The organism is Psychrobacter sp. I-STPA6b (genome assembly GCF_020662265.1).
Lineage (GTDB): Bacteria > Pseudomonadota > Gammaproteobacteria > Pseudomonadales > Moraxellaceae > Psychrobacter.
The window spans coordinates 1-433 of the sequence record NZ_VEWM01000036.1; the positions used below are offsets into that span (position 1 = coordinate 1).

At 47.8% G+C, this 433-nt stretch carries 1 protein-coding gene; it reads right to left on the bottom strand.

Annotation, left to right across the window (positions count from 1 at the left end; genetic code table 11):
* A partial coding sequence (locus FHK88_RS03670; protein WP_264480596.1) for a LysR substrate-binding domain-containing protein occupies positions 1-433 on the bottom strand: 433 nt, incomplete at both ends.

Here is a 433-nt window from a genome sequence, read left to right on the forward strand (position 1 = left end):
TATCTCGACCGGTAAAACCGCCGTGATAGGTAATGATCGGATAGCTTGCGAGGGTGGGCAGATCAATCTCGGTCTCACCGGCAAGCTCATGATCTTTGGGCACGATAATACGGTGTGACCAGTCATAATAGCGATGGCAGCGCAGGTAGCTATTATGTAATAGAGACTCTGTTGCCACGCCGATGTCTGCCTGACCACGAATGACCATTTGGGCGATGGTCTCAGGGTCTGCTTGCTGCAAGATAAGATTAACTTTGGGATAGCGCTCGCTGAACTGTTTGACGACTTCTGGTAGCACGTAGCGTGCTTGTGTATGTGTCGTGGCAATGGTGAGAGTGCCTGTCTGTGGATTATTAAAATCTAGACTTAGATTTTCTATTGTGCGGATCTCAGCGAATATTGCTTCGATATGTGGTAATAATGACTCTCCCAT